Source organism: Amycolatopsis sp. NPDC049691, from assembly GCF_040675005.1.
Taxonomy (GTDB): Bacteria; Actinomycetota; Actinomycetes; order Mycobacteriales; family Pseudonocardiaceae; genus Amycolatopsis.
Genome location: NZ_JBFANX010000018.1, coordinates 205,721 through 228,025 on the forward strand (window position 1 = coordinate 205,721; position 22,305 = coordinate 228,025).

A 22,305-nucleotide genomic window follows, 5' to 3' on the forward strand; every position below is an offset into this window, starting at 1 on the left:
AGCAGCAGATGGCGATGGTGCCCGATGGCGCAGGCCAGGACGTCCTGTCCTTCGTCCAGGAGCTGGGCCGCCGCGGGGTGCGGTTCCGCCTGGAAGGCGGCCGGCTCACCTCGGCCGGTCCCGGCCGGCCGACGCCGGCCGAAGCCGCGTTCGTCCGGCGGAACAAGGCCGAGATCATCGCGCACCTGCTGGCCCAGTCGCCGGGGATCGGCACGGCCGATGCCGAAAGCGGTGCGCCGGCGCCGTTGAGCTACCAGCAGGAGCGGCTGTGGCTGCTCGACGAGATCGCCGAACGGTCCGAGGAGTACAACTCGGTCACGGTGGTGCGCATCCGCGGGGACGTGGACTCCGGACGGCTCTGTGCGGCGCTGCGTCGCGTGGTCGCCGAGAACGACGTCCTGCGCACGGTCTACCGGATGGCGGGGGACGCGACCGGCCAGCTCGTCCTGGACACCGAGCTGGCGATCGGCCACGAGGAAGCGGACACGGCCGAGGACGCACTGGCGAGGGCGCGGGCGGCCCAGCTGGCCGAGGCGGGCCACCGCTTCGACCTCGGCGGGGAGATCCCGGTGCGGTGCCGGCTGATCACCGGCCCCGGTGTGTCCTATGTGGTCCTGAACATCCACCACATCGCGTGCGACGGCTGGTCGATGCCGCTGGTCTGGCGGCAGCTCCGCCGGTTCTACGAAACGCCGGACGCGAGTCCCGCGGACGCCGGCTGTTCCTATGTGGACTACGCGCGCTGGCAGCGCCGGGTGCTGACCGGGGACGTCCTGGACACGCTGGCGGATCGCTGGCGGGAGCGCCTGGACGGCGCGCCGCTGGTGCACGGCCTGCCGGTGGACGGCAGCCGCGACGCGCCGAGCCAGGTCGCCGGCGTCCTCGTCCGGCGGCCCGTCGCCGGGGACACCTACGACAGTTTCGTGAAGAACTGCGTGGCCGCCGGGGCGAACGAGTTCGCCGGGCTGCACACCGCCCTCGCGATCCTCGTCGCGATCGTCAGCGGCCGGGAAGAGACGATCATCGGCAGCCCGATCGCGAACCGCGAGCTGCCGGACATCCAGGACACCATCGGCTTCTTCGTCAACATGATCGCGGTGCGGTCCGCGGTCCGGCCGGAGCGGACGTTCGGCGAGGTGCTCGCCGCCGAGCTGGCCGAGATCGAATTCGGCTACGCCTTCCAGCAGGTGCCCTTCGAACGGGTCGTGGAAGCGGTGGCCGGGGAGCGCACCGACCGGTCGCCCCTCTTCCAGATCGTCCTGGCCCTGCAGAACTTCGGCGCGGCCGGGCCGAGCCTGCCCGGGGTGGCGGTCGACGTCCTGCCGGACGTCCAGCAGCGCAGCCGGTTCGACCTGGAGGTCTTCGTCTCGGGCGAGGCGGGCCGGGACCGGGAGATCCTCTGGGTCTACGACGGCAGCCTCTTCGAACAGGAGACCGTCGAGCGGTGGGCGGGCTGGCTCGCGCGGATCATCGAGGTCGTCTCCGGCGGCATCGGCGTTTCCGTCGCGGACCTGAGGACGTCGCTGACCGGCGGGGCGGTCCACACCGAAAACCCCGGGACGGCCGACGAGATCGACGTCCTCGAACGGATCCAGGCGGTCGCGGCCGAGGAGCCGGGCCGGATCGCCGTGAGCGACGGTACCCGGCACCTGAGCTACGGCGAACTCGCGCGACGGGCCGGTGAGCTCGGCGCGGCGCTCGCTGGGAAGTACGGGCCGGGCGGCGTGTTCGCCCTCGAACTGCCGCGGTCGGTCGAGCTGGTGCAGGCGATCGCGGCCGTCATGGCGATCGGTGGCTCGTACCTCGTCGTCGACCCCGAGGACGGCGCGGCCCGGCGGGCCGCGGTGCTCGAGGCCGCCAAGCCGCACTGCCTGCTGACCGTGCTCGACGTGCGGACCCTGGCCGCGGACGACGCCGGCCCGCGGGTGCCGGCGGCCGGGGACGCCGATCTCTACTACGTGTTCACGTCGGGCTCGACCGGGCGGCCCAAAGGCGTGCGGGTCACCTACGGGAACCTGCGCGCGTACCTGGGCGGGGTGATCGGCAGGCTGGGGCTGCCCGCGGGCGCGCGGTACTGCTGGCAGTCGAGCGTGACGACCGACTTCGGCAACACGGTCCTGTTCGGCGCGCTCGCCACCGGCGGGCGGCTGGACATCGCGGCCCGGGACGACGTCCTCGACGGCGCCGCCCTGCGCGGCTTCCTGCGCCGGCACGGCACCGACGTCCTGAAGATCACCCCGACCCACCTGGAGGCCCTGCTCGAGACGCACCCCGTCACCGAGCTGCTGCCCGGCAAGGTCCTGGTGCTCGGGGGAGAGGCGGCCTCGCCCGCGGTGATCCGGGCGCTGCGGGACGTACCGGCCTCGGTCGCGGTGTACAACCACTACGGGCCGTCGGAGACCACGGTCGGGGTCTTCGTCGCGGACGTGCACGACCCGCCGGACACCCGCGCGCTGCCGATCGGGCGGCCGCTGCCGGCGGTCGGCTACGCGATCGAGACGGCGGACGGTGCCCCGGCGCCCTTCGGTACGGCGGGCGAACTGGTGATCCGGGGCGCCCAGGTCGCCGCCGGTTACCTCGGCGAGGCGGCGGGCGGATTCTTCACCGGGCCGGACGGACGCGGTTACCGGACGGGGGACTGGGTCCGGCAGCGCAACGACGGCGGGCTGGTGTTCCTCGGCAGGCGGGACAGCCAGGTGAAGGTCCGCGGGTACCGCGTCGAACTCGGCGAGGTGAAGGCCGCGCTGGAGGCCGCGGAGGGCGTGGGCCGGGCCGAGGTCCTGCTCACCGGCGACCGGATGGTGGCGTTCGTCCAGCCGGACGACTCGGCGCGGGCGACCCCGGAGATCGACGCCGCCGCGATCGTCGAGCAGTGGCGGGAGGTCTACGACTTCGCCTACGCCGAGCGCGTGACCGGGGACATCGAGTTCAACGTGTCCGGCTGGGTCAGCTCCTACACCGGCGAAAAGCTGCCCGAAGACCAGATGCGCCACTGGCTTTCCAACGTGCTGGAACGGATTTCCGCCCTCGAACCGAAGAGCGTCCTGGAGATCGGCTGCGGACTCGGCATCATCGCCTACCCGCTGAGCCGCCGCGTCGACAGCTACCTTGCCTGCGACTTCTCCCCGCAGATCATCGCGAGGAACACCGAGAACGCCCGGAAGATCGAGACCGGTCCGCTGTCGTTCTTCACCTGCGAGGCGATCGACATCGACCGGCACGTCGACCGCATCCGCGCGGCCGGCGTCGACACCGTGGTCGTCAACTCGGTCGTCCAGTACTTCCCGGACCTGGACTACCTGGAAGCCGTGCTGGACAAGGTGCTCGCCGTCGAAAGCGTGCGTCACGTCTTCGTCGGGGACGTCCGCAACTACGACCTGCTGGACGAGTTCAGCTTGTCCATAGTGGACTCGCGGGATCCGCGAAGCGATGCCCTCGAACGGCTGCAGGCCGCGCAGGCCCACGCCGGGCAGGTCGGCGAACTCCTGATCTCCGACGGGTACTGGAGCGGCTTCGCCGCGCGGCGCGACAGCGTGGCCGGCGTGAGCGTCCTGCCCCGGGTCGGTCCCGTGGCCAACGAACTGTTCGATTTCCGCTACGACGTCGTCCTGACCAAGGAGCCCGGCCGGCTGCACCGGCCGGAGGTCGTCGAGGAGCGCCACGGCGACCTCGGCGAGTCCGACGGGCTGTGGCAGGCGCTCGCCGGCGGCGAGGTCGACACGGTCGTCGTCCGGGGCGTCCGCAACCCGCGGACCGCGGGCCACTGCGACCGGCTCCGCAAGGCGAAGGCGGGCCTGGTGGCACCGGGACCGGCCGAGCCGGACCAGGCCTTCGACCGGCTCCGGACGACCGCGGCCGCGTACGGGCTGCGGACCAGCGCGCACTACGCGCGGGACGACAGCGGGTCGGTCAGCGAGCTCGACGTCGTGCTCTTCCGGCCCGGCGCCGCGGAGTACGCCGACAGCGCGGCCGTCGCCAGCCGGTCCGAGCGGCGGAGCACGCCCCTGAGCAGCACCCCCACCGCGAGCGAGCCGGACGGCGGGCCGGCCTCCCGCGCCGCCGCGGCAGCGGTCGAACCGCTCCCCGCGCACCTGCGCCCGGACCGGATCGTCGTGGTGCCGGCGTTCCCCCTTTCCCGGACCGGGAAGCTCGACCACCACGCCCTGCGCTCGCTCGCGGCCCGGCAGGAGACGGCCGGTGCGCTCGGCGAACTCGTCGGCGAGACGGAGGCCACGCTGGCGGGGATCCTGCGGGAACTGCTCGGCACGACCGCGCGGATCGACCGCGAGAGCGACTTCTTCGCGATCGGCGGGCACTCCCTGCTGGCGGCCCGCTACGTGCACGCCGTCAACCGGGCGTTCGGCCGGGAGCTGCGCGCGAAGTCCGTTTTCGACCGGCCGCGGCTGCGCGACTTCGCCGAGCTCGTCGAGTCGAGCCGGGACGAGACCGGCCGTCCCGTCGCGCCCGGCGGTGCGTTCGCCGGTGAACTGCCGATTTCCCCGCTGCAGCAACGGTTCTGGACGATCGCGAAGGCGTCGGGCCCGTCGACGCTCTACAACACGACGCTGCTGCTCGAGCTGACGGGTCCGCTGGTCGTCACCGCGCTCCGGACGGCGTTCGAACAGGTCGTCGCGCACCACGGGGTGCTGCGGAGCCATTTCCGCGAAGAGGACGGCACGGTCTTCCTCCGGCTGCGCGACAGCATGGACTTCACGCTGTCGCAGATGGAGATCCCCGGTCTGACCCGGGAGCGCGCCGAGCGCATCCTCATGGAGCGGATCAACCGCCCCTTCGAGCTCGAAACCGGGCCGCTCGTCGAGGCCGCCCTCGTCACCGCGTCGCCCGGCACCCACTACCTGATGGTGTGCATCCACCACATCATCACCGACGGCGCGTCCGAAGCCGTCCTCATCGAAGACCTGCGGAACTGCTACGAGGCCGTCCTGCGGGGCCGCGCGCCGCGCTGGCGCGACGACGGCGCCACCTTCTTCAGGTACCTGGCCGGGACCGAGTGGCCCGGGCCCGAAAGCCTGGAGTTCTGGGCGAGGCAGCTGGTGGGCGCGCCCGTGCGGCACTCGCTGCCGCTGGACGGCGAGCGCTCGGCTCGCACCGCCCACGACGGCGAATCCCTGCGCTCGGAGCTGTCCGCGGCGACCACGGACGCCCTCACCGAACTCGCGCGGCGGCACGGGACCACCGTGTTCGTGGTGTTCAACGCCCTCGCCGGCCTGTTCTTCTCGTTCCTGTCCGGTGAGGACGACGTCGTCATCGGGGCCCCCTTCGACTGCCGGGAGACCGAGGCCGACAGCGCGGCGATGGGCATGTACGTCAACACGGTGCCGATCCGGCACCGCATCGACTGGACGAAGTCCTTCGACTCCCTCGTCGCCGCGGAGTGGGCGTTCTTCCGGGACGCGTTCGCGCACCGGCACGTCCCGTTCGACCGGCTCGTCGAGCACGTCAACCCGGAACGCGTCTCGGGCATGAACCCGATCTTCCAGATCATGCTGGCCCTCCAGCCGGAAGGGCCGAGCGAGTTCGCGTTCCACGACTGCCGGGCCCGGCCGATCAAGGCGGCGACGGTCGAGTCGAAGTTCGACCTGCTGCTCAACTCGCGGGTGACCGACGGCAGGCTGGTGATCTTCTGGGAGTACCACAAGAACCTGTTCTCGGCGCACCGCATCGAAGGCATGGCGAAGCTCTTCGCGTCCTTCGTCGAGACCGCGGTGGGCAACCCCGCGGTGCCGCTGGAGCGGCTCGAATTCGGCACCGACGCCGGCGGCGCGGTGCTGAGCGGCCCGGAGGTACCCCTGACGGACCGCAGCTACCTCGACGCCTTCGCGCGCAGGGCGGCCGCTCGGCCGGACCACCCCGCGGTCCGCGGCGCCGACGACTACCGCGGACTGGACGCACGATCGGCCGCACTGGCCGCCCTCCTCCGGGAAAAGGGCGTCGGCAAGGGCGACCTGGTGGCCGTCTGCCTCACGCGGTCCGCCGAGTTCCTCGTGACGATGCTGGCCGTCAACAAGCTCGGCGCGGCGTACGTGCCGATGGATTCGGAGTACCTGCGGCTGAACGCCCCGGCGCTCCTGCGCGAACACCACATCGGCTTCGCCGTCACCGAAGACGGCGGGCTGCCCGCCGATCCGGGTGACGTCGTCGTCGTGCGCCGGCGCGAGATCCCGGCAACCGGCACGCCGTCGGCCGGGCCACGGGTGGCGGTCGGGCACGACGACCCGTGCTACGTGATCTTCACCTCCGGCTCGACGGGCCGGCCGAAGGGCGTGGCCGTCAGCCACGGGGCGGTGCTGAACTACCTGGCGCACTGCACCGCGACCTACCTCGGGCCGCGGCCACAGGTCGCGGTGGTGGCCAGTCCGCAGTCCTTCGACGCGACCGTCACCACGACGCTCTTCGCGCTGACCGCCGGCCTGACCCTGGAACTGGTGGACGAAGGCCGGGAAATCGGTGGTCTCCAGCGGGTGCTCGGGCGGCAGCGCGGCGCCCGGCTGCTGCTGAAGCTGACGCCGTCGCACCTGGTCGCGCTGGCGAACGTCGGGGCCACCCGGCAGCCCTCGGACGCCCGGCACGTCTTCGTCATCGGGGGCGAGGACCTGAGCGCCGCCGTCGTCGCGCCCTGGTTCACGGCGTTCGGGGAAAGCAGCTTCTTCAACGAGTACGGCCCGACGGAGGCGACCGTCGGGTGCGTCGTGCACCAGGTGGCGGAGCGCGACACCCGGCGAGGCTCGGTGCCGATCGGCACCCCGATCTGCAACACCACGGTAGCCGTGCTGCACCGGGGGATGGTCTGCGTGCCGCACCAGCGCGGCGAAATCGTCGTCACCGGTGCCTCGCTCGCGTCCGGCTACCTCGGCAGCCAAGGCGAGAGCGGGTTCCGGGCGGTACCGGCGCTGGGCGGTGCACCGGGTTACTACACCGGCGATGTCGCCTCGTTCGCCGGGACCGGGTTCCGCTACCACGGCCGCCGCGACGACGACATCAAGATCCGGGGGTTCCGGATCAGCCTGGCCGAGGTCGAGGCGGCGATCGCCGGCGTCGACGAGGTCCTCGCCTGTGCCTGCGCGGTGTCCGAGGACGGCAGGCGGCTGTGCGCGTACATCGTGCCCGCCACGCCGATGCCGCGGACCCCGGAGCGCGAGGCGGAGCTGCGCACCACCCTGCGGCGCACCCTGCCGAGCTACATGGTGCCGGACGTCATCACCCTGCTCGACGAGCTGCCGCTGACCGCCAACGGCAAGGTCGACGTGCGGAAGCTGACGACCCCGCCGGAGCCGGCGGCCGAGCCGGGCACCGGTACCGGGCCGAGCGACGTCCTGGGCCGGCTGTCCGCGATCTGGCAGCAGGTCCTCGGCGCGGCCCGCGAGCTGCCGACGGATGCCTCGTTCTTCTCCCTCGGCGGGAATTCGCTGCTGGTGACGCTGCTGCTGATGCGCGTGAACGAGGAGTTCGAGGCCGGCGTCACGCTCGACATGCTCTACCGCCACGTGACGCTCGACGAGCAGTGCGCGCTGATCACGCCCGATTCGGCCGCGGTGCCCGCACCGGACGTCGTCCCGGCGGCGAACGAGCGCGGCGAGGTCAAGCTGACCGACGCGCAACGGCGGTTCCTCTTCCTGGAAAAGCTGGGCACCGGGGCGGACCACGCGATTTCGCTCTGCTTCCACATCGAGGCGGGCATCGATGTCGGCCACCTCCGCTCCGCCGTCATCGCGGTGCTGGACCGGCACCCGATTCTCAAGTCCCAGATCTCGGAATCGTCCGGGTTCCCGGTGCTCGTGCCGGGCGAGGCGATCGCGAGCGGCGACTGCGTGGAAATCGTCCGGTGCCACGACCGCGACGATTCGCTCGCGCGGATCCTGGCGCGGCGGGACAGCGCGGTCAACGTCTTCCGCGGGCCGCTGAGCCGGACGTTCATCCACCGCCTGCCGGACGGTTCCGCCGACCTGCAGATCGCCGTGCACCACATCGTCTTCGACGGCTGGTCGGAGAAGGTGGTCCTGACGGACCTGACCCGGTGCTACGCGGAGATCGTGGCCACCGGGACGGCCGAACCCGGCCCGGCTGTCCCGTTCGGACAGTACGCGGCCGGGATGTCCAGTGAGAGCGCGAAGGCCAACACGGAGTGGTGGATCGAAACCCTGGCGGGAATCCCGGGCGGGCACGGTCTGCCCCGAGCCGGGGCCGAGAGCCCCGCCGGTGAACCGGCCGGTGTCGTCCACCGCGTGCTCGAAGGCGAACTCCTCGACCGGCTGGGCGAAACGTGCCGCCGGTTCGGGGTCACGCAGTTCAACGTCGTCCACAGTGCACTCGCCCTCGCCGTCTGCGCGATGAGCTCCGAACCGGAGGTCGTCGTCGGGGTTCCCGTCACCAACCGGCTCGACGCGACCTACCGCGAGACCGTCGGCCTGTTCATGGAAACCCTGCCGATGCGGACGACCGCGGGCGGCGGCGCCTCGACGTTCGCCGAAATCGTGCGCGACAACCACCTGCGGATCTCCGACGCCCTCACCCGGACCGACTTCCGGGTGGAAGAAGTGGTGAACGCCCGCGCTTCCCACCGGGACGGCCGGGGCCGTGCTCTCTATGAGATCATGCTTTCCTACCACGACGAAGGCGGCAGTGTCCTCGACTTCGCCGGTGTGCCGGCGAAGCGGATCCTGCTCCCGACCCGGGAGCCGAAACTCGACCTGATCGTCGATGTCAAAATGGTGGAGGGGCGGCTGCACACCTACTGGGAATACGACAAGTCGGCGTTGTCGCCCGCCACCGTGCACGATCTCGTCGACGATTTCGGCCGGTGGCTCGCGTGGGGTCTGACGCGACCGGACCAGCCCGTCCGAGCAATGAGGGAAGCGTGAAGAAATATCCGGTGCCCGATCCGGGCATTCCCGACAACCGTTCCGCGGCGCGGTACCTGCTGTGGCTGTGCCGCCGGCAATGGCAGTCGGTGGCGTCGGGTGCGTGGTGGGGCGTGCTGTGGATGGTTTCGCTCTCCCTGATGCCCGCCGTGTTGGGCCAGGCCATCGGATCCGGTATCGCGCACAAGGACGCCGGCGAACTGCTCCGCTGGACCATGCTGGCGCTGCTGCTGACGGCGTTCACCATCGGCGCCGGGCTGTGCCGGCACCGCAGCGCGATGGCCAACGTCTACGCCGCCGAATACCGGACGGTCCAGGTGGTGACCCGGCACGTCGTCAAGCTCGGCGCGACGCTGCCGAAGGTGGTGGCCGGCGGTGAGGTCGCGACCATCGGCAGTTCCGACATCATGTCGATCAGCGGCGGCTTCCAGAACCTCTCGATCACCGTCGGCGCGGTGGGGGCCATCTGCGTGGTGGGCGTGATCATGTTCAGCGTTTCCCTTCCGCTGGGCCTGACCGTCTTCCTCGGCACCGCGGTCCTGATGGCCACGACCGCCTACCTCACGAAGGTCCTGCACCGGCGGCAATCCGGCTACCGGAGCACGCAGTCCCAGCTGACGGCGATGGCCGTCGACATCACCGCGGGCCTGCGGGTGCTGCGCGGCATCGGCGGCGAACGGTCCTTCGGGCGGCGCTACCGCGAGAAGTCGCAGAGCCTGCGCACGGCCGGGGAGCAGGTGGCCCGCGTCCAGTCGTGGTTCGACTCCATGCAGGTGCTCGCGCCCAAGGTGTTCGCGACCGTGGTCACCTGGCTCGCGGCGACGTTCGTGATCAAGGACGAGCTGTCCGTCGGCGACATGATCACCTTCTACGGCTACGCCACCTTCCTCACCCTCCCGCTTTCGGTGCTGGGGCAGGCGGCGAACGCGATGACGGGCGCGTACGTGGCGGCCGGGAAGGTCGCCGGTTTCCTGCGGCTGGCACCCGAGTTCCCCATGGTGCCCGCCGATCCGCCACCCGCGGCGACGGCCGCCACCGCGCGGCTCACCGACGGCCGGTCGAAGCTGAGCGTGCCGCGGACCGGCCTGCTCGGGGTCGTCTGCGCGGACGCGGCCGACGCGGACGGCCTCGCGCGGCGGCTGACCCGGTTCACCGACTCGGGCAGCCCGGCGCTCGGGGGCGTGCCCTTGGCGGAGCTGCCGCTGCCGTGGCTGCGCAAGCGCATCGTGCTCGCGCGCAACGAGGACACGCTCTTCGGCGGCCCGCTCGCCCGCGAGCTCACCCCGCCCGGCCGCGAGGCCGATCTGGCCAAGGCCATCCACGCCAGCGCCGCCGTCGACATCATCAGCGGTCTGGACGACGGCCTGGAGACCGTGCTCGAGAACGGGGCGAAGAACCTCTCGACCGGCCAGCAGCAGCGGCTCCGGCTCGCCCGCGTCCTGGCCGCCGACCCGGAGACGCTGGTCGTGGTGGAACCGACGAGCGCCGTGGACGCCTTGACCGAGGCGCGGATCGCCGAGCGGCTCGCCGAGCACCGCCGGGGCCGCTCCACGGTGGTCTTCACCTCGAGCGCTTTGGTGCTGGACCACACCGACCGGGTCTGCATGGTGGAGGACGGCGTGGTCACCGCCGTGGGCACCCACCGCGAACTGCTCGCCGGCTGCCCGGCCTACCGGTCCGTCGTCGACCGCGGCGGGGAGTGAGCCACGGTGTCCGTCAAGATCCTCCCCATCGCCGACCCGAAGTCGGCCCGCCGGTACGCGCTGAAGGCGCTGCGGAGCCACCCGCGGCTGCTCGCCGGCGCGATCGGGATGAACGCGGCCGCGGCCGCGACCGCGCTGGTCGGCCCCCGTCTGCTCGGCGACCTCGTGCAGACGGTGGTGGCCGGGACGACCGTCGCGCACGTGACCGGGATCGCCTTGGCGCTGCTGGCTTTCGTCGTGCTGGAGGCCCTGCTCATCCGCGGCGCGACCGTGCAGGGCGGCAAGCTCAGCCAGGCCGTGCTGGCCGAGGTGCGCGAAGAGTTCGTCGAGCGCGTCCTCGCCGTGCCGCTGTCGACCGCCGAAGCCGCCGGGTCGGGTGACCTCATTTCCCGGGCCTCCCGCGACATCGACTCGATGGGACGAGCGGCGCAGTACGCGCTGCCGGCGATCGTGACCGCCGTCCTCACGGTCTCGCTGACCGTCGTCGGCATGCTCGTGGCCTCGCCGGGGCTGGCGCTGGTCATGCTTGTCGCGGTGCCCCCGGTCGTGCTGGCCACCCGCTGGTACGTGCGCCGCTCGACCGCCGCCTACCTCGCCTACAACGCGGCCGCGGCCGACGTGACCGAGCAGCTGGCGGCGTCGACGGCCGGCGCGGCGACGATCGAGGCGCTGGGCCTGCAGGACCGGCGGATCGAGGCGGGCGACGCGTCCGTCAAGGGCACGTACGACGCCGACATCGGGACGCTGCGGCTGCGCACGGTCTTCCTGCCGTCCGTCGAGTTCGGCTACCGGCTGCCGACCATCGCCGCGCTGCTGCTGGGCAGCTACTTCTACGTCAACGACTGGGCCGACCTGGGGGTCGTGACCGCGGTCGTGCTGTACACGCAGCAGATCGCCCAGCCCCTCGCCCAGGCGCGGGACTGGCTCTACACGGTGCAGACGAGCCTGGTGTCGCTGGCGCGGCTGATCGGCGTGGCGGAGGTGCCGCCGGACCGCGAGGTCCGGGCGCACGCGGCCGACGAGCGAACGCCGGACGGCGAACGGAACCTCGTCGTCGACAAGGTGACCTTCGCCTACGACGACGGCCCGGACGTGCTGCACGGCGTCGACCTCACCGTCAGGCAGGGGGAACGCCTGGCGATCGTCGGCTCGTCCGGGGCGGGCAAGTCCACCCTCGGCAGGCTGATGGCGGGGATCCACCGCCCCGGCTCCGGCTCGGTGCGGCTCGGCGGTACATCGCTGATCGAGCTGCCCCTCGACGAGCTGCGCGGCCGGGTGGCCCTGGTGAGCCACGAGCAGTACGTCCTGGGCGGCACGCTGCGGGAGAACCTGGAACTGGCGGCGAGACCCGGCAGCGCTCCCGACGACGAGGCGATCTGGGCGGCGCTCGACGCCGTCGACGCGAAGGAGTGGGTGAAGGCGCTGCCGGAGGGGCTGGACACCGTCGTGGGCGCCGGCGGCACCGGCCTGAGCCCGGCGCAGTCGCAGCAGCTGGCCATCGCCCGGCTCGTCATCGCGGACCCGGAGGTCCTCGTCCTGGACGAGGCGACGTCGGTGCTCGACCCGACGTCGGCGCGGCACCTGGAGCGGTCGCTCAACGCACTGGTGGCCGGCCGGACGGTGATCGCGATCGCGCACCGGCTGCACACCGCCTTCGACGCCGACCGCGTCGCCGTCGTCGAGGACGGCCGGGTGGTGGAGCTCGGCTCGCACGCCGAGCTGATCGAAACGGGGGGTGCCTACGCACGGCTCTGGTCGTCCTGGCACGGCGCGCCCGCCGACGGGCAAGAACTAGCAGGGAAGGCACGCGATGCTGATAGTTCCCTATACCCGGGGAGCCGCTAGCCCGGTCCGGGTGGCGGCGGCTTGCGAGGGGCGGACCGGCTTCGCCTTCCTCGTCGACGAGCGGGACGGGCGGATCGCGCCCGCCGTGCCGATGCTGCGCGAGCTGGCGCCGGTCGTGGCGCACCACGGGGACCTGCCGCGGGTGCTGGAGCAGCTCGCACCGCTCGAGCCGCACGGTGTCGTCACGTTCTCCGACTCGACGATGGAGTTCGCGGCGGCCATCGCCGAAGCCCTCGGTCTTCCCTACAACAGCCGGGAAACGTGCGCGGTGCTCCGGAGCAAGCTGAAGCAGCGCCGGTGCCTGAACGCCGCCGACGTCGGCAACGTCCGCACCTTCGGCTTCGCCCTCGAGCGGCGGGAAACCGTTGCGCTGCCGGCCGATGTCCCGTTTCCCGCCGTGGTCAAGCCGGACGTGGGTGCCGCCAGCAAGGACGCCGTGTTCGTCGCGTCGAGGGACGAGCTGACCGCACGGCTGGCCGAGCTCACGCCCGGCGTCGCCTACGTGGCGGAGGAATACCTCCCCGGCGCCCCACTGTACGAAGTGGACTGGCTGGCCGACTACCTCTCGGTGGAAAGCGTCGTTTCCGGCGGCGCGATCCGGCACCTCGGGATGAGCGCGCGGCTGCCGCCGGCACCGCCGTTCCGGGAAGGCGGGGTCGTCTTCCCGGTGCTCCCCGGCGGCGAGACCGCGGCCGCGGTCACGGACCTGGCGGAACGCGCCGTCAAGGCGGTCGGGATCACGATCGGCCTGGTGCACACCGAGATCAAGATGACGCCCGGTGGGCCGCAGGTCATCGAGGTGAACGGACGGCTGGGCGGTGCGCTGGAGCGGCTGGTCCCGCGGGCGACGGGTGCCGACCCGGTCCGCCTCGCCGTGGACACCGCGCTGGGCGACCCGCTGTCCGGCGGGTTCGGCGCGCCGGGCCGGCTGGCCATGGTGGTCTGGGTGCAGCCGCCGGTGGGCGCCACCGCCGTGGCCGAAGCGCCGCCGATCCGCGAACTGCGTGCCCTTCCCGGGGTGTTCGGCGTGGACCGCGTGCGCAAGGACGAGCTCGATTGGCGGACCGGCTCACTGGGGCGGGTCTTCGACATCTGGCTCGACGGCGCGTCCCTGGCGGAGCTCGGGGAGCGCTACCGCACCGTCGCCGGCGTTCTCGACGACGGCATCAAGTGGAGGTAGGAACCAGCAACCGGACGGCGGAACAAGGAAAGTGAGGAGCGCACCATGGTGGACTGCCTGATAGTCGGGCACAACGACGGCCATTTCCCGACCCACGTCGAAATGGTGGAACGCATGGGCACGGACTCGGGTGCCTTCCGGGACCTCGCCCTGAGCTACGTGCAGTGGGACGGCACGCCCATGCGGGCGCTCGACATCTTCAACCGGCTGGAGGTGCCGGACGCCCGCGGCGACACGCGGCGCTACCACAACTTCGAGTTCCTCTGGCCGACGATCACCTACCTCGGCTCGTTCCTGAGCCGGCACGGCCTGTCGTTCGACTACGTCAACCTCTTCCAGGAGGAGAAAGAGGAGTTCAAGCAGAAACTCGCCGAGAAGCCGCTCGCCGTGGCGGTGACGACGACGCTGTACGTCACCCCGACCCCGGTCATGGAGGTCGTGCGGTTCGTCCGCGAGCACTCGCCGGAGACGACCGTCGTCGTCGGCGGGCCGTTCGTCCAGAACTACGGCAAGCAGCTGTCCAAGAAGGACCTCAACGCGCTGTTCACGCTGCTCGGCGCGGACGTCTACGTGGACAGCAACGAAGGCGAGCTGGCGCTGGGCCGGGTGCTGACGGCCCTGCGCGAGGGCAGGCAGCCGCGCGGGGTGCCGAACGTGATCTACCGGGACGGCGGCGAATTCGTCTTCAACCCCAAGGAGTTCGAGTCGAACCCGCTCGACGAGAACATGGTCGACTACGGCCGGTTCTCCTCGCTCGGCAACTTCGTCTCGCTGCGCATCTCGAAGTCGTGCCCGTACTCCTGCGCGTTCTGCGGGTTCCCCGCGCGCGCCGGCAAGTACGTGTACCTCTCGCCGAAACAGGTCGAAGCCGAGCTGGACCGGATCCGGGAGCACGAGTCGGTGACGAACCTGACCTTCATCGACGACACCTGCAACGTCCCGAAAGGACGTTTCAAGAAGATCCTGCGCATGATGATCGACAAGAAGTACGACTTCCGGTGGAACTGCTTCTACCGCAGCGACCACGGCGACCAGGAGGTCATCGATCTGATGGCGGAAGCCGGCTGCGAAGGGGTTTTCCTCGGCGTCGAGTCCGGTTCGGACCGGATGCTGGAGGCGATGAACAAGACCGCGCGGCGGGCCGACTACCTCCGGGCCATCCCGGCGCTGAAGAAGAACGGGATCGTCACCCACGCGAACCTGATCGTCGGCTTCCCCGGCGAGACCGAGGAGACCGTGGCCGAAACGCGTGGCCTGCTGGAGGAAGCCCGGCCGGACTTCTTCCGCGCGCAGCTGTGGTACGCGGACCCGATCACGCCGGTCTGGGAGCGCCGCGAGGAGCTGGGCATCGAAGGGTCGATGTTCACCTGGTCGCACAAGACGATGGACGCCGACACGGCGATCGGCATCGTGGACGACCTCTTCGCGACGGTGCGGGACCCGCACTGGTTGCCGCAGACGGGTTTCGAGCTGTGGAGCGTCTTCTACCTGATGCGCCGCGGGATGAACCTGGAGCAGGTCAAGCGCGTGGTCGGCTCGTTCAACGACGCCGTGGCCGAGAACATCGGGCGCAGCAAGCCCGCCGAGATCAGCGAGGGCGCGCTGGCGAAGCTGCGCGAGGCCTACCGGTTCACGCCGGCGGCGTGAGCCGGCCCCTTGACAACGGCGGCACCGCTCGCCGAACATCGATCTTCTGGGGGTAGTTCACGATGGACACTGGGGAAAGCTGGTTCGTCGTCCGCAACGACGAAGACCAGTACTCGATCTGGCCCGCGGACCGGGAACCGCCCGCGGGGTGGGAGCGGGTCGGCGAGCCCGCGCCGCGATCCGCCTGCCTGGACCGGATCGGCCTGCTGTGGACGGACATGCGGCCGGTGAGCCTGCGCACCGCCATGGCGCACGGCGCCTGAACCGCCCCGCGTCGCGGACATCAGACCACGAAGGAGCCGCTATGCCCGGACCGAAGGTCTCGGTCGATTCCGAATGCCCGGTCAGCGCCTACAACGAATGGGACCCGCTGGAAGAGGTGATCGTCGGCATCGTCGACGGCGCGCGCTTCCCGCCGTGGCACGTCGAAGTCGGCGCGCCGCTGTCCCCGCAGCAGCGGGCGGTGTTCCGGGAACGCGCCGGACAGCCGTTCCCCGCCGGGGAAATCGCGGCCGCGCGCGACGAGCTCGACCAGCTCGTCGCCATCCTGGAAGGCGAAGGGGTCACCGTCCGCAGACCCGAACCCCGCGACCACAGCCGGAGTTACGGGGCGCCGGGCTGGACGAGCACCGGCCTGTACGACGCGATGCCGCGGGACCTGCTGCTGGTGGTCGGCGACGACGTCATCGAGGCGCCGATGGCCTGGCGGTCGCGCCACCACGCGGCGTCGGCGTACCGGCCGCTGCTCAAGGAGTACTTCCGGCGCGGTGCCCGGTGGAGTTCGCCGCCCAAGCCCGAGCTGTCCGACGAGCTGTACGTCGACGGCTGGACCGACCAGCCCGAAGGCGAGCCGTTCCGCTCGGTGATCACCGAATTCGAGCCCACGTTCGACGCGGCCGACTTCATCCGGTGCGGCCGCGACATCTTCGCCCAGCGCAGCCACGTCACCAACGCGATGGGCATCGAGTGGGTGCGTCGGCACCTGGGGGACGCCTACCAGGTCCACGAGCTCGAACTGGCCGACGACCACCCGATGCACATCGACGCGAGCGTGATGCCGCTGGCGCCGGGCAAGCTGCTGATCCACCCCGACCGGGTGCCGGAGGTGCCGAAGATCTTCAAGGACTGGGAAGTGCGCACGGCGCCGCGACCGGTGATCCCGGACGGGCACCCGCTGTACATGACCAGCAAGTGGATCAACATGAACGTGCTCATGATCGACGAGGACCGCATGCTGGTGGAGGCGCAGGACGAGCCGATGCGCCGCTTCGCCGAGGACTGGGGGATGACCGCGATCCCGTGCCCCTTCCGGTCTTTCAACAGCTTCGGCGGGTCCTTCCACTGCGCGACCGTGGACGTGCGGCGGCGCGGCAGCCTGTGTTCCTATTTCTGAGCGGAGAGGGTGACTGGTGAAGATCTGGAGAAACACCCCGAAGGACTCGATCCTCGTCGGAATAAGCCTGACGCAGTTCGCGGTGACGTTCGCGCTGGCGAGCACCTGGAACGCGGCCCCGCTCCCGGTCGAGGTCGGGGGCGGGGTGCTGCTCACCTTGATGATGACCTACAACATCATCGTCGTGTCGCACCTCTTCACGCACGTCCCGTGGTTCCGCAGCGACCGGCTCAACGCCGTGGTGTCGCTGGTCAACTCCGTCAACATCGGCCAGTCCGTGCAGGCCTACCAGCTGAGCCACGTCCGCAACCACCACCGCTTCAACAACGACCGGCAGGACGCCGACGGCCGCACCCGCGACACGTCGTCCACCTACCGCCGCGGCAAGAACGGGCAGCACGAGCCGCTGCTGCCGTACGCACTCGGCGGAGCGGTGGACTCGGTCGTCGGCCGGGCCAAGGACGTGGCTTCCACGGTCCGGTTCTGGAAGGTCGGTCCCCGCGAGGAGTCGCTGCTGTCACTGGCTTCGCGCCGGGAGCAGCGGCGGACCCGGGAGCTGCGCCAGGTCCGGGCCGACCGCGCCGCGCACTGCCTGTCCCTGGCCGCGTTCGCCGTCATCTCCTGGCAGTGGACGCTCCTGTGCTATCTGCCCGCGTTCTTCTTGGCGCTGGCTCTGGTCAACGTGCAGAACTACTACCGGCACTACGGCGCGAACCCCGAGGACCGCGCGTCCGACTCGGTGAGCTACTACAACCGCTTCTACAACTTCATCGCGTTCAACGACGGGTACCACCAGGAACACCACCTCAGCCCCGGTACGCACTGGTCGCAGATGCCGAAGGTCAACGAACGGAACCGGGAGAAGCTGGCCGCGCGGCCCCGCGTCGTCAGCCCGGTTCCCGCGATCCTCGGGTTCCTCGACCGCAAGCGCCCGCTGCTGCACGAATCCGAAGTGGAGCGCGCCGGATGACGCCCGCCCCCGGCGTGCACCGCCTGATCGAAGCCCAGGCCGCGGCGACCCCGGACGCCGTCGCGGTGGTCTGGGACGGCGGCACGCTCACCTTCCGCGAACTCGACGTGCGGGCCAACCGGCTCGCCCACCTGCTCGCGGCCGGCGGGGTGGGGCCGGAGCGGCTGGTCGGGGTGGCCATGGAGCCGTCGGCGGAGGTGCTGGTCGCGATGCTGGCGGTGTGGAAGGCCGGCGGTGTCTACGTGCCCATCGACCAGTCACTGCCCCGCGCCGCCGCCGAGGCGATGATCGCCGATGCCGGGATCACCCTGCTGGTCCGGAATGAACGGTCCACAGTAGACCCCGATGGGCTGCCGGTCGTCGACCTGGCCGGGACCGATCCGGCCGACGGGCCCACCACCGCCCCGGCGGTCGCGGTCCACCCGGCCAACCTCGCCTACTGCATCTTCACCTCCGGCTCCACCGGCAAGCCCAAACCGGTCGCCGTCGCGCACGCCAGCTTCGCCAACCACGGCGCGTCCCTGCGCGACCAGCTGAAGCTCGGGCCCGAGGACCGGGTGCTCCAGTCGACCGCGATCGCCTTCGACGCCGCACTGGAGGAGATCCTGCCCGCGTGGCTCGCCGGCGCCGCGGTCGTCATGCCCGACCGGAGCCGGTTCACCAGCATCGAGTTCACCGAGCTGATCGAGCGGCTCGGCGTGACGATGGTCAGCCTCCCCAGCGCCTACTGGCACCAGTGGGTGGACGACCTGACCGCCGGGCTGGTCCGCCTGCCGGCTTCCCTGCGCGTGGTGTTCATCGGCGGGGACAAGATCCTGGTCGAGAAGCTGGCCGCCTGGTTCCGGCTGCCCGGTGCGGAGCGGATCGACTGGGTCTCCGACTACGGGCCGACCGAGACCACCATCAGCGTGGCACTGCACCGCCCCGGGGCCGAGGTGGCGGACCCGGACCTCGACGGCTACGCGCTGGTGCCGATCGGCCGCCCGTTCGCCGGCGCGGTGTTCCACATCCTCGACGACGACCTGCGGCCGGTGCCGGACGGCCTGCCGGGCGACATCTGGATCGGCGGGCCGGTGCTGTCCCGCGGCTACCACGCTTCCCCCGCGGTCACCGCCGAGCGGTTCCGGCCCGATCCGTTCGGCGATCCCGGTGCGCGCATGTACCGCACCGGCGACCGCGGCAGCAGGCTGGCCGACGGCACCCTGGTGTTCCTCGGCCGGTCCGACCGCCAGGTCAAGGTCCGCGGGCACCGCGTCGAGCCGGGCCAGGTGGAAAGCGCCATCCACCACTGCGCCGGCGTCAAGGACGCGGTGGTCGTCGCCGTCGAGGACCCGCCCTTCGGCTCGCGGCTCGTCGCCTACGTCGAGGCCGGGGACGCGGTGTCGGAAGCGGCGATCCGGGCCGACCTCGCGGGGCGGCTGCCCGAGGCCATGGTGCCGCAGGCGATCGTGCTGCTGGACCGCATCCCCCGGTCGCCGTTGAACGGCAAGGTGGCGCGCGCCCAGCTCCCGCCGGTCGCGGCGACCCGCGCCCGCGGCACCGGCACCGCCGGGATGACGACGCTGGAGCGGGTCCTGGTGTCCCTCGCCGGTGACGTGTTCGACGGCGCGCCCACCCGCCGTGACGAGGACTTCTTCGCGGCCGGCGGCGACTCGCTGCGCGCGTTGCAGCTGCTCAGCCGGGTCGCCGAGGTGACCGGCGTGGCGCTGACGTTCGCGCAGCTGCGGGCGGCGCCGACCGTCGCCGGGCTCGCGGAACTGGTGAAGCGGGAGCACGGCCGCGCCGCGTCGGCGGGCGCGGTCGGGCCGTCGGGTGCCCGCGGCGACCGGCGTCCCGCGTCGCGGGGCCAGCGGGCGCTGTGGTTCCTGGACCAGGTGCACCGCGGTGCGCCGCTCTACGCGATCCCGGTCGGCTACCGCGTCCGTGGCCCGTTCGACCTCGACCGCGTGGACGCGGCGCTGACCGCGATCGCCGGCCGCCACGAGGCGCTGCGCACGGTGTTCGAAACCCAGGACGGCGAGCTGTGGCAGCGCGTCCGGCCGGCGGGCCCGGTCCGGACCACGGTGACCGACGTCGCCGACCTCGCCGAGGCGGCCCGCCTGGCCGGGGAGGACGCGGCGCGGCCGTTCGACCTGGCGGCCGGCCCGCTGCTGCGGTCGGCCTGTTTCCGCGTCGGAGCGGACGAGTGCCTGTGGCTGCTCAACGTGCACCACGCGGTGTTCGACGCCTGGTCGCTGGCCGTCTTCTGGCGTGAGTTCGCGCTGCTCTACAGCGGCGGCTCGCTGCCCGGGCCGGCGGTTCAGCTCGGCGACTACCACGCGTGGCAGGAGCGGTGGCTGCAGAGCGCCGAAGCGGACGAGCAGCGTGCCTACTGGAAGGCCCGGCTGGCCGGTGATCTGCCACCCCTCGACCTCGGCTCCCGCGCCGCGGACGGAGGTGTCGGCACCGCCGGGTTCGCCATCGCACTGCCCACCGGCGCCGTCGACCCGGCCGCGGTCGACCGCGTGGCCCGCGCCTGCGGGACGACGACCGTCACGGTGCTGCTCGCGGCTTTCTTCGCGGCCCTGCACCGGACCGGCGGCGCGGACGACCTGGTGGTCGGCGTGCCGGTGGCCTGCCGCAACCGGCCGGGCACCGAGGACCTGATCGGCTACCTGGTCAACACCGTCGCGCTGCGGGTGCGGTGCACCGAGGGCATGCGGTTCGGCGAGCTGGTCGCGAGGGTCGACGAGGCGTTGTCGGAGGCGCTGAGCCACCAGGAGCTGCCGTTCGTCGACGTCGTCGAGAGCGTGGCGCGCGCGGGTCAGCGGGGCGGTGCCAACCCGCTGTTCGACGCGATGTTCGCGCTGCAGTCCACCCCGGTGGACGGTGGGGCGATCGACGGGCTGGACATCGTCGAGCAGTTCGTCCACTCGGGCACGGCGAAGGTGGCTCTGACGTGGAGCATGCGGCAGGACGCCACCGGATTCGCGGGTGAAGTCGAGTACGCGGCCGACCGGTTCGACGAAGCTTCGGCGCAGCGCTGGCAGGAGGGCTTGCTGGCGTTGCTCGGCGCGGCACTGGCCGATCCCGGCGCCGTGGTCGGCGAGTTGCCGCTGTCCGCCGGCGAGCAGGTCGCTTCGGGAGGCTCGTGAGGGGGGATAACGCACAAGTCCCGAAAAAGGTTGCCCTACCGGCTCAGCGGAACGTTCCGGCCTCCTCGCACGCGGGGGCCGGTCCTAGATTCCCCCTACAACCCAAAAGGGGGAAGAAAACCATGCCCATTGGCAGATTCACGCGGCCGGCATCCGTGCTGGCCGCCGCACTTCTCATCACCGGGCTGGGCGCCGCGCCGGCGCTGGCCGACTCGGGCCCGAACCTCAAGGTCAGCGTCGTCGCCCAGCAGGGTCACTGGCTCCTGGGCGAGTACGTCGGGCTCGACGTGACCGTGAGCAACATCGGCGACTCCGTCGTCTTCGGCGCCTTCGGGACCGCCTACTCGGAGTCCGGCACGGACTTCTGGGTCGACCAGCACCAGTGGGGCGACCTCGACGACAGCGGCGGCGGCGCCACCATCGCGCAGGGGGAGACCCGGACCCTCCACCTCACCGGGCAGCTCGGGTCGACGTACCGCGGCGACTCCGTCGTGCACGTCGAGGTGTACGGCGCGGGCGACACCGACTACAGCGACAACGTCCAGCGGGTCACCGTGCCGCTCGCGACCGGCACCGAACGGGTCGCCGGCGTGCTGTACGGGGACACCAACGGCGACGGCAAGCCGTCGCCCGGGGAAGCGCTGGCCGGGGCCCGCGTGCGCTTCTTCGGCGTCGGCACGACGCTCGAGATGTACACCACCACCGACGCGACCGGCCACTTCGCCTACGACGGCCTCCCGCTGACCCGGACCGCCTACCTGAGCTTCGACCAGCTGCCCGGCGGCTGGGTCGCCCCGGCCCTGCCGGACCTGCGGCTCGACGGCCGGGGCGCCTACACGGCGTTGGAGGTCGCGGCCACCCGTCCGCTGTCCGACGTGCTGCACGAGACCCTCACGCTGGACAAGACGAGTTACGCCGGCGGTGACACCGGCAAGGCGACGGTCACGCTGACCAACTCCGGCACCAAGCCGCTGACCGGCCTGTTCCTCACCTGCGACGCGGGCGGCTTCGGCTCGGAGCTGACGGTGACCGACGACCAGTGGGGCGCGTTCGGCTACCAGCGCCGCGAGGGCACGCTCGCCGCGGGACAGCGGATCGTGCTGACGGCGACGGGCAAGGTGCCCGACAAGGCGGCCTACACCGGCGTCACCGGGCTCGACTGCACCGCCCAGGACGGCCACACCGGTGGTGCGCCCTACGTTTCCGTCACCGCGAAGGTGCCCGGCAAGGTCGCCGACTCCCGGGGCCAGGTCTGGCTCGACAAGAACGGCAACAACGCGCCGGACGCCGGCGAGGGAATGGCGTTCCGGAACCTGGTGCTGCTCGAAGACGGGAACATCCGCGCGTACGCCCGGACCGACGCGAACGGCTACGCGACGTTCAAGGGCGTGCCGGTCGGCAACTACCAGCTGCGGGTGCTCGGCCCGTGGAAGGCGGCCCCGGACAACGGTGAGCTGAACGTCGCCGCACCGCCCTACAGCGGCGGTGAGTGGGTCATGCAGTTCGTCGCCGGCTGATCGGCGGCGGTGTCCGGGCGGTGCGAGCCGCCCGGAC

10 protein-coding genes are annotated in these 22,305 nt (G+C 71.6%); all 10 read left to right on the plus strand.

Annotated features, from left to right (window positions below; all coding sequences use genetic code 11):
- The first annotated feature begins 8 nt into the window (after positions 1 to 8).
- The 10 genes from AB0J40_RS34555 (at position 9) to AB0J40_RS34600 (ending at position 22,268) form a co-directional block, all read left to right on the plus strand.
- Entirely contained in the window at positions 9 to 8,879 is an 8,871-nt protein-coding gene (locus tag AB0J40_RS34555; protein ID WP_364461688.1) for a condensation domain-containing protein, read from the plus strand.
- Positions 8,876 to 10,582, plus strand: a complete 1,707-nt coding sequence (locus tag AB0J40_RS34560) for an ABC transporter ATP-binding protein (protein WP_364461691.1) — start codon at positions 8,876 to 8,878, stop codon at positions 10,580 to 10,582. Before AB0J40_RS34555 ends, AB0J40_RS34560 begins: the two co-directional genes overlap by 4 nt.
- Before the next feature lie 6 nt (positions 10,583 to 10,588).
- Positions 10,589 to 12,427, plus strand: coding sequence for an ABC transporter ATP-binding protein (locus AB0J40_RS34565; RefSeq protein ID WP_364461694.1), 1,839 nt, complete (start codon positions 10,589 to 10,591; stop codon positions 12,425 to 12,427).
- 10 nt (positions 12,428 to 12,437) lie between these two features.
- Positions 12,438 to 13,607 carry an ATP-grasp domain-containing protein gene (locus AB0J40_RS34570; protein ID WP_364461696.1) on the plus strand — a complete coding sequence of 390 codons (1,170 nt, stop codon included), beginning with the start codon at positions 12,438 to 12,440 and terminating at the stop codon, positions 13,605 to 13,607.
- Positions 13,608 to 13,652: 45 nt separating this feature from the next.
- Positions 13,653 to 15,254, plus strand: a complete 1,602-nt coding sequence (locus tag AB0J40_RS34575; protein ID WP_364461699.1) for a PhpK family radical SAM P-methyltransferase — start codon at positions 13,653 to 13,655, stop codon at positions 15,252 to 15,254.
- A 62-nt stretch (positions 15,255 to 15,316) separates the two neighbouring features.
- Positions 15,317 to 15,517, plus strand: a complete 201-nt coding sequence (locus AB0J40_RS34580; RefSeq protein WP_364461701.1) for an MbtH family NRPS accessory protein — start codon at positions 15,317 to 15,319, stop codon at positions 15,515 to 15,517.
- 41 nt (positions 15,518 to 15,558) lie between these two features.
- Positions 15,559 to 16,647 carry an amidinotransferase gene (locus AB0J40_RS34585; RefSeq protein WP_364461704.1) on the plus strand — a complete coding sequence of 363 codons (1,089 nt, stop codon included), beginning with the start codon at positions 15,559 to 15,561 and terminating at the stop codon, positions 16,645 to 16,647.
- A gap of 16 nt (positions 16,648 to 16,663) precedes the next feature.
- Positions 16,664 to 17,617 (plus strand): fatty acid desaturase, encoded by a 954-nt coding sequence (locus AB0J40_RS34590; RefSeq protein ID WP_364461707.1) that lies wholly within the window; start codon positions 16,664 to 16,666, stop codon positions 17,615 to 17,617.
- Positions 17,614 to 20,751, plus strand: a complete 3,138-nt coding sequence (locus AB0J40_RS34595) for an amino acid adenylation domain-containing protein (RefSeq protein ID WP_364461710.1) — start codon at positions 17,614 to 17,616, stop codon at positions 20,749 to 20,751. Before AB0J40_RS34590 ends, AB0J40_RS34595 begins: the two co-directional genes overlap by 4 nt.
- A 122-nt stretch (positions 20,752 to 20,873) precedes the next feature.
- Positions 20,874 to 22,268: a hypothetical protein gene (locus AB0J40_RS34600; protein WP_364461712.1), complete on the plus strand. Its 1,395-nt coding sequence runs from the start codon at positions 20,874 to 20,876 to the stop codon at positions 22,266 to 22,268.
- Positions 22,269 to 22,305 lie beyond the last annotated feature (37 nt).

Coding starts and splice junctions, on each gene's coding strand:
- AB0J40_RS34555 (WP_364461688.1), top strand. CDS start 9: ATGGCGATGGTGCCCGATGGCGCAGGCCAGGACGTCCTGTCCTTCGTC.
- AB0J40_RS34575 (WP_364461699.1), top strand. CDS start 13,653: ATGGTGGACTGCCTGATAGTCGGGCACAACGACGGCCATTTCCCGACC.
- AB0J40_RS34580 (WP_364461701.1), top strand. CDS start 15,317: ATGGACACTGGGGAAAGCTGGTTCGTCGTCCGCAACGACGAAGACCAG.
- AB0J40_RS34585 (WP_364461704.1), top strand. CDS start 15,559: ATGCCCGGACCGAAGGTCTCGGTCGATTCCGAATGCCCGGTCAGCGCC.
- AB0J40_RS34595 (WP_364461710.1), top strand. CDS start 17,614: ATGACGCCCGCCCCCGGCGTGCACCGCCTGATCGAAGCCCAGGCCGCG.
- AB0J40_RS34600 (WP_364461712.1), top strand. CDS start 20,874: ATGCCCATTGGCAGATTCACGCGGCCGGCATCCGTGCTGGCCGCCGCA.